We start from the raw sequence: 7638 nt of genomic DNA, 5'->3' as shown, positions 1-7638 counted from the left end.
GGGCCGCCATGCAGTCCTCCTGTCGCGCCGATCCTTGGCACAAACGTCAGCCGGATCGTTCCGTTCCGCCCGCCTGATCAGCATCGACGCACGCGATCGCATCACGGATGGTGCGGCTTTCCATGCCAACGGTGCCCCCGCGCGGCGTCAATCCTGCTTTCGCCGCGACAAATGCGAGAGCAGCGCGGTGATCAGGCTGCTTACCACAATCCATGCGGCGATCTCGCCGTCATGCACCTCAGGCCGGCGCGGCGTGTCTATCTTGTCGCCGCTCAACGCCACTACCGGCGCAAGGTCTGGCCGGCTTCCGCGCCTGACCGAGTAAGCGCGCGTAATTTCTGCACCGAACAGGAATATCTGCGCTGAATAATAGACCCAAAGCAGCACCACCATAAGCGCGCCTGCCGCTCCGTAGGAAGTCGCTATCGCGCTGGTGCCGATATACCAGCCGATCAGCGACTTGCCGATGGTGAACAGCAACGCAGTAACCACCGAACCGACGGCAACATCGCGCCATTTGAGCGTGCGATCCGGCAGGACCTTGTAGATCGCTGCGAAGAGCAGCCCAATTAGCAAGAAAGAGACAACCGTGTTGACCGTGCTGAGCACCAGTTCGCCGAACGGCAGGTGGTGATTGATGACATCGCTCAGCGCGGTGATCGCTGCGCTTGCCGCCAGCGATACCAGCAGCATGAAGCCCAACGCGGCAACCAGGCCGAGGCTTGCCGCGCGCGCCCGCACCAGGCGCGAAAGCGACAGGCCGTCGGCTTTTACCTTCCAGATCTCGTTCAACGACTGTTGCATCTCACCGAAAACACCGGAGGCAGTGAAGAAAAGCGTCACCAATCCGATGAGCGTGGCAAGCGTCCCGGACCATCGGTGCGAAGCCGTCTCGATCGTCGCCTTGAGCAGATCGGCACTCTGCGCGCCCATCGCGCCGGATATCTCCGCTGACAGGGCGAGCTGGGCCGCATCCTTGCCCACCGCCAGACCAGCGACCGCCACGACGATCAGAAGGATCGGCGCCAGCGATGTCGTGGCGTAGAAAGCCACCGCTGCCCCGTGGCTCAACGCATTGTCGTTGATGAAGCCGGTGACGGCATCCTTCAAAAGAATCCAGGCACCGCGAACCCAGTGTGGCATCTCCCTCATCCGTCACGCCATATCGGACGCGGAGCGTCGTGGCCTGTCCCGATTGATGTCACGATCGGTGGAAACTGCCCTGCACGCCGTTTTTTGGCCGCTTCCGCCAGTGCCAACACCGCGTTGCGGACCCCCGGTCTGGATTGCACGGTTGGCGTCAAGCCCTTCATGGCTCGTCGCATAGGGCTTCCAGTAGCCGATATAACGCGCGAGTTCGGCCACCTCGCCGATGAGGTCAAGCTTCATCGAGCGCAGCCCGTCGGTAAGGCTGGCGCGGTGAGATGGCGTGGATAATCCCATCCCGCGAGCTCGGCCTCGTTGGCCAGCCTTACGTCGCAGGGTGATGCGTCAGCCATTTCGGGCCGCGCAATTTTTCTTGAGCCTTATGATTGCCGATTTGTGGACGGTAACCACCCCGCCACAGTCAATTCGTACGCTCAGCTTGTTGGTTTCAGGATCGACCCGAGTGACGTCCCCAACAAGAACGACTTTGTCTCCGACGTGAGTTCTGGGGGGCGCATCGATCGCATAAGGACGATCATAGGAGGGGATGCTCACCCTGGCGCGCCCACTGGGAAGCATGTCCATGACCGTACTCGTCAGGGCAACTTCATCACCGATTGCAACTTCTCGAGGCAGGTTGAATTGCAGCATGGCATTTCTCCCGAGACTATCCCAAATCAATGCTGGCAGCTCGAGTTGGTTGCCTGAAATCGCACCTACATAGCAGGCAATCGGAGACGTGCCGACGCGGATCGCGAGCCGCGGGCTCAACAGCTCGCCGGGGAGGAGCACACGGGGGCGGAACCTTTAAGAGCCAAGCCAACCGATATTGCGTGATCGCGAAACGTCCCAGCGCGCAACGGCGTCTCGCCCGAGGTTGGGTTGCATCTTGTAGGGCTCGCGTTCGCCGTAGCACCGGCGGTACCCCCGAGTTGGACATTTGCTGTCCGTTCCCGCAGGAGAAGCATCCAGCCTGCAGCACGTTAGGCGCAGTCTCTTTTCGCGAAATGTTGAGGCGAATTGCGTGGCCGACAAGGCAGGCCGACCACACGGGCGCCAGCTTGCCGTAACGCTGACGTAGAACAAGTTGAGATCGGAGCATGGGGCGCGCGAGACGCTCCGTCATCTCGATGCAGCGCCCTTCGCCGTTGGAGACAAAAGCGCATCTTTGCGGAACAAGCAGCCCGCGCCTCAGTTATGCAGGTACTCATCCCCGGGACGGCGGCTGGCTAAGATGTTTTCCAGTGTTACACCGTTGTAGTCGAGGCCTATCGCTTCTCTGGATTTTCGCGGCGGTAACCCTGTCGGGTTGCGCGGGAGGCGTGCTCGACCCGCAGGGACCGGTCGGCGCGGGGAACCGCACGATCCTCCTGAACTCACTGGCCGTCATGCTGGTCATCGTCATTCCGACGCTGGTCGCGCTGCTTGCCTTCGCCTGGATATTCCGTGCCTCGAACCGCAGGGCTCGGTATGATCCAGAGTTCACCTATTCCGGCCGGATCGAGCTCATCGTCTGGTCGATTCCGACGCTGACCATCCTCTTCCTCGGTGGCTTGATCTATTATGGATCGTACCATCTCGATCCTCGCAAGCCGATCGACTCCAGCCGGCCGCCACTCGAAATCCAAGTCGTGGCGCTCGACTGGAAGTGGCTGTTCCTCTATCCCGATCAAGGTGTCGGAACGGTCAACCAGCTGATTATTCCAACCGGCATGCCGGTGCGTTTCAGATTGACCTCGGCCAGCGTCATGAACACCTTCTTTGTGCCCCAGCTCGGCAGCATGGTCTATGCCATGAACGGCATGCAGACCGAGGTCAACCTGCAGGCTGATCGCGAGGGCGAGTACTTCGGCCTGTCGGCGCATTTCAGTGGCGATGGCTTTTCGGACATGAATTTCCGTGTCAGGGCAATCTCGGCTGACGCCTTCGCCAGTTGGGCCTCCTCCTTGCATGGCGGAGGCGGCGTGCTCAACGCCAGCGCCTATCGCCAGCTTGCCAGGCAAAGCATCAACGCGCCGGCATCCTCGTTCGGCCATGTGCAGCCGGGCTTGTTCGATGCGGTCGTGCACCAGACGCTACCTCCGGGGCCGGGACCTGCTGGAACCGCCGCCGGAGAGCCGCAGGTGAGCCCGAAAGCTGAGCCCAAGGCGGGAGCGCCGCCCATGGCTCACCAGCACGATGAAGGAGGATGACGATGCTCGGCAAGCTCGACTGGTCGGCCGTTCCCTTTGACCAGCCTATTCCGCTCGGCGCGGCCCTGATCGTCTTCCTGGCCGCCGCCGCCGTTCTGATCTGGGTAACGATCAAAGGCTACTGGCCCTACCTTTGGCATGAGTGGATAACCTCCGTCGACCACAAGCGGATCGGCGTCATGTATATCGTGCTGGCGGCGCTGATGCTTCTGCGCGGCTTCGTTGACGCCGTCATGATGCGCACCCAGCAGGTGCTCGCCATCCACGGGCCGGGATACCTGCCGCCGGAGCACTACGACCAGGTCTTTTCGGCCCACGGCACGATCATGATCTTCTTCGCCGCGATGCCCTTTGTCATTGGGCTGATGAATTTCGTCATCCCGCTGCAGCTCGGCATCCGCGACGTCGCCTTCCCGACGCTGAACTCAGTGAGCTTCTGGCTGACCGCGACCGGCGCGCTGCTCGTCAACATTTCGCTCGTCGTCGGCGAGTTCGCGCGCACCGGGTGGCTACCTTATGCACCGCTGTCGGAGACGACCTACTCGCCAGGCGTCGGCGTCGATTATTATTTGTGGTCGATCCAGATCTCCGGCGTCGGCACCCTGCTCACGGGCGTCAACCTGGCGACCACCATCCTCAAGATGCGCGCGCCAGGCATGGGCTATCTGCGCATGCCGATGTTCTGCTGGACCTCGCTTGCCTCCAACATGCTCATCGTCGCCGCATTCCCTATCCTTACCGCAACCCTCGCCATGCTAACCCTCGACCGTTATCTCGGCTTCCATTTTTTCACCAACGAAGCCGGCGGTAACCAGATGATGTTCGTCAATCTCATCTGGGCCTGGGGTCACCCCGAGGTCTACATCCTCGTGCTTCCCGCCTTCGGGATCTATTCGGAGATCTTCTCGACCTTCTCGTCGAAACCGCTGTTCGGCTATCGTTCGATGGTTGCGGCGACGATGTTCATCTGCATCGTCTCCTTCATGGTCTGGCTGCACCACTTCTTCACCATGGGCGCCGGCGCTGATGTCAATGCGGCTTTCGGCATCGCCACCTCGGTTATCGCCGTCGGCACCGGGGTCAAGATCTACAACTGGCTCTTCACCATGTATGGCGGGCGCGTGCGCTTCGAAACACCAATGCTGTGGGCGCTAGGCTTTGTCACCACTTTCATCATCGGCGGCATGACCGGCGTGCTGCTCGCCGTTCCGCCGGCCGATTTCATGCTGCACAATTCGCTCTTTCTCGTGGCGCATTTTCACAACGTCATCATCTCGGGCGTGCTGTTCGCGGCCTTTGCCGGCTTCACCTACTGGTTCCCGAAAGCCTTCGGGTTCCGGCTGCATGAAGGTTGGGGCAAGGCGGCGTTCTGGGTCACGCTTGCCGGCTACATTCTGGTGTTCGTGCCACTCTATATCGTCGGCCTTCTCGGCATGACCCGCCGCCTTCAGCATATCGACATGGATATGTGGGCGCCGTGGCTTGTCGTGGCGGCCTTCGGAATCGTGGTGATGATCGTCGGCGCCGCATGCCAGGTCACGCAGCTTGTCGTCTCGATCAGGCATCGCGACGAGTTGCGCGACGAGACCGGCGACCCTTGGGACGGGCGCTCGCTGGAATGGTCGACATCCTCGCCGCCGCCCGTCTTCAACTACGCGCGGCTGCCGCATGTCGAAAACGAGGAGCCCTACTGGACCATCAAGCAAAGGGCAATGGACGAGCAGAGTCAGGAGACCGAAGAGGACTACGAGGCGATCGAGATGCCGCGTAATAGCCCCACAGGCTTCGTCACCGCCTTCTTCAGCACTCTGATTGGCTTCGCGCTCATCTGGCACATCTGGTGGTTGGCGATTGTCGGCTTCATCGGGGCCTATGCCACCTTCGTTGTATTCGCCTGGCGCGAGCATGGCGATTACGAGATCCCTGCCGACGAGGTCGGCCGCATCGATCTTGACCGCAAGGCAGCCCAGCGTGCCTGGATGCGTAGACGCGAGCGTGTGGCATGAGCGACATCCCCGCCGGCACCGCAACGCGCGATCCCTACCGGCTGGGCCGCACCGCAGGGCATGGCCATCACGTGTTCTCGGCGACCGGCCACGGCGAGGGAGGCCCGGCCTCGAAGTTCGTCACGGTTGCCTACGGCTTTTGGATCTTCCTGTTGTCGGACATCATAATGTTCTCGGCTTTCTTCGCCGCGTATGCCGTCCTGTCCAATTCGGCGGCGGGCGGGCCAACAGGCAAGGAGCTGTTTGAGTTGACGCGCGTCGCGGCACAGACGGCGCTGCTGCTCACCTCGAGCTTCACCGGCGGCCTTGCGATGCTCGCGACCCACCGCCGGTCAATGGCCGCCACCCAGTTCTGGTTGCTGGTGACCGGCCTGCTTGGTGCAGCCTTCCTGTTCCTGGAGGTGCAGGAATTCGCGGCCATGGTGAATGAGCAGGCGGGCCCATCACGCAGCGCCTTCCTGTCCGCGTTCTTCGCCCTTGTGGGCTGCCACGGAACCCATGTTGGACTTGGCCTGCTTTGGCTCGGCACCATGATGGCGCAGCTCTGGATAAAAGGCTTTCGTCCCGACATATTGCGCCGGCTTCACTGCTTCAGCCTGTTCTGGCACGCGCTGGACATTATCTGGATCGCCATCTTCACCCTGGTCTATCTGCTGGGAGCGTCATCATGAGCGAAATGGACAGCCGGCACGAGGACATGCTTGACCGCCGCGATTCCGCACCAGGCGAAGAACGCAGCGAGGAACACGAGGTGGCGGGAGGCCTTTCCGGCTATCTGCTGGGCTTTGGCCTGGCAATCCTGTTGTCAGTGGCGTCCTTCATTGCGGCACAAACCGATCTAATTTACCAGCCGGCCGTGATCTCGGCCCTGACGGTGCTTGCCATCGCACAAATGGGCGTCCATCTCGTCTTTTTCCTGCACCTGACGACAGGACCTGACAACACCAACAACGTGCTCGCGCTCGCTTTCGGTGTGCTGATCGTGACCTTGGTCGTTTTGGGCTCGGTGTGGATCATGAACCATCTCAGCCAGAACATGGGAGCGATGGATGCGCATCAGGCTCACATGATGCCATAACGCTGTTCCAGGTCTGTGGCCTGGGCGCAAAACCGCCTGTCCATCGGTTCGGTTACCTTGCGCATAGCGTCCGCACTTTCAGGCGTCGAAAATCCATAGGTGCGAAGAGCCGTGAGGAACTAGTCGAGCTGTTTGGCCCGGCAATGTCTATATCGGCCCGCTCACGGTCGGCAGCAGAGTGAACTGCTGCCCATGGTCGCAACGTCTGTGCCTTCCATCATAATTTCAGGAACTAGGAACATAGGGGCCTCGTCCGAGTTCCATTGAAAGCGTGGGAACATAGCTCAGTTTGCCAAGGGATCTGGCGAGGATTCCTTGCTCTGTGAGCGCTCCCACTTTCCACATTGTGTTCAACGAATGCTCCGGATCATGGGTCGCCCACAGCTTTCCTCCCTGGCTTTCAGCCTCCTGGTACTCGTTAATTGTGCATTGCTGCAAAGCAGGGCCTGGGCACAGCTACCCTGCCCCGCCGACCACGCCAAGCTCCTGGCTGCCCTCAAGGCAAACGTCAAAGCAAGCGGAGGCCCCGCCAATGGCGGCTTCGAGACCAATGAATGGGCGGCGATCGTTACGCGTGACGGGACAGTTTGCGCCGTTGCTTTCAGCGGCCCCACCAGCGATGCGCAGTGGCCCGGCAGCCGGCTGATCGCAGCCGAAAAGGCCAGCACGGCCAACGGGCTCAGCGTTGCCCAGATGGCTCTCTCGACGGCGAATCTATATGCTTCTGTTCAGCCGGGTGGCCCCTTGTTCGGCTTGCAGCTTACCAATCCTGTCAACCAGGCAGCCGCTTATGCCGGCGACAGCAAGACCTTTGGGAGTGCGAGCGATCCGCTGATTGGCAAGCCGATCGGCGGCGTCGTGGCATTTGGCGGCGGCCTTGCTCTCTACGACGGCAAAACGATTGTCGGCGGGCTTGGCATCAGCGGCGACTCCTCCTGCGCCGATCACAATGTCGCTTGGCGCCTGCGTGCGGCCCTGGGCCTGGACAAGGTTCCGGCGGGCGTCAACCCCAACGCCAAGGACGCCATCGTCTACGATCTCGATCCTGGCGGAAAGAGCGCCTCCGGCTGGGGTCATCCGTTGTGCGCGGGAACCGAGGCGGACGTCGCGGCCGAACTCGGCGCCGGAGTGGGAGGTTCGATCCGCAAATGAGGGGATCTCTGAAAGTGGCGGGGAAATACGCATCTGCGACACCAGACGGCCGAGGAGCGGAAAG

The 7638-nt window shown here is 61.3% G+C and carries 7 protein-coding genes; 5 read left to right on the top strand and 2 right to left on the bottom strand.

Annotated features, from left to right (window positions below):
* Positions 1–147: 147 nt before the first annotated feature.
* Together FJ426_RS29110 and FJ426_RS29105 are read right to left on the bottom strand one after the other, a co-directional pair.
* Positions 148–1143, bottom strand: coding sequence for a YihY/virulence factor BrkB family protein (locus tag FJ426_RS29110; RefSeq protein WP_140559923.1), 996 nt, complete (start codon positions 1141–1143; stop codon positions 148–150).
* A gap of 348 nt (positions 1144–1491) precedes the next feature.
* Positions 1492–1797: a preprotein translocase subunit YajC gene (locus FJ426_RS29105; protein ID WP_140500644.1), complete on the bottom strand. Its 306-nt coding sequence runs from the start codon at positions 1795–1797 to the stop codon at positions 1492–1494.
* A 449-nt stretch (positions 1798–2246) separates the two neighbouring features.
* Here FJ426_RS29105 and cyoA point away from each other — a divergent pair, with 449 nt between their 5' ends.
* The 5 genes from cyoA (at position 2247) to FJ426_RS29080 (ending at position 7574) form a co-directional block, all read left to right on the top strand.
* Positions 2247–3338, top strand: a complete 1092-nt coding sequence (gene cyoA / locus FJ426_RS29100) for a ubiquinol oxidase subunit II (protein WP_348640075.1) — start codon at positions 2247–2249, stop codon at positions 3336–3338.
* Positions 3339–3340: 2 nt separating this feature from the next.
* A complete protein-coding gene (gene cyoB / locus FJ426_RS29095; protein ID WP_181165253.1) occupies positions 3341–5344 on the top strand; it encodes a cytochrome o ubiquinol oxidase subunit I in 2004 nt (667 codons plus the stop codon).
* The gene (cyoC, locus tag FJ426_RS29090; protein WP_140500647.1) at positions 5341–6015 is read left to right on the top strand and encodes a cytochrome o ubiquinol oxidase subunit III; all 675 of its coding nucleotides are present in this window, start codon (positions 5341–5343) and stop codon (positions 6013–6015) included. Before cyoB ends, cyoC begins: the two co-directional genes overlap by 4 nt.
* Complete coding sequence (gene cyoD / locus FJ426_RS29085) at positions 6012–6422, top strand: cytochrome o ubiquinol oxidase subunit IV (RefSeq protein ID WP_140558713.1); 411 nt, start codon at positions 6012–6014, stop codon at positions 6420–6422. The genes cyoC and cyoD overlap by 4 nt, the downstream gene beginning before the upstream one ends.
* A 429-nt stretch (positions 6423–6851) precedes the next feature.
* Positions 6852–7574, top strand: a complete 723-nt coding sequence (locus tag FJ426_RS29080) for a heme-binding protein (protein WP_224519043.1) — start codon at positions 6852–6854, stop codon at positions 7572–7574.
* Positions 7575–7638: the final 64 nt, after the last annotated feature.

The sequence above is a fragment of the Mesorhizobium sp. B2-6-4 genome (genome assembly GCF_006441495.1).
GTDB lineage: Bacteria > Pseudomonadota > Alphaproteobacteria > Rhizobiales > Rhizobiaceae > Mesorhizobium.
Note: the sequence above shows the minus strand (reverse complement) of the source record. Positions and strands in the feature narration are given on the sequence as shown.

Bases quoted from the DNA above. Each gene is read 5' to 3' on its own strand.
- cyoD (WP_140558713.1), top strand. From the start codon at position 6,012: ATGAGCGAAATGGACAGCCGGCACGAGGACATGCTTGACCGCCGCGAT.
- FJ426_RS29105 (WP_140500644.1), bottom strand. From the start codon at position 1,797: ATGCTGCAATTCAACCTGCCTCGAGAAGTTGCAATCGGTGATGAAGTT.
- FJ426_RS29110 (WP_140559923.1), bottom strand. From the start codon at position 1,143: ATGCCACACTGGGTTCGCGGTGCCTGGATTCTTTTGAAGGATGCCGTC.
- cyoC (WP_140500647.1), top strand. From the start codon at position 5,341: ATGAGCGACATCCCCGCCGGCACCGCAACGCGCGATCCCTACCGGCTG.
- cyoA (WP_348640075.1), top strand. From the start codon at position 2,247: ATGGGGCGCGCGAGACGCTCCGTCATCTCGATGCAGCGCCCTTCGCCG.
- cyoB (WP_181165253.1), top strand. From the start codon at position 3,341: ATGCTCGGCAAGCTCGACTGGTCGGCCGTTCCCTTTGACCAGCCTATT.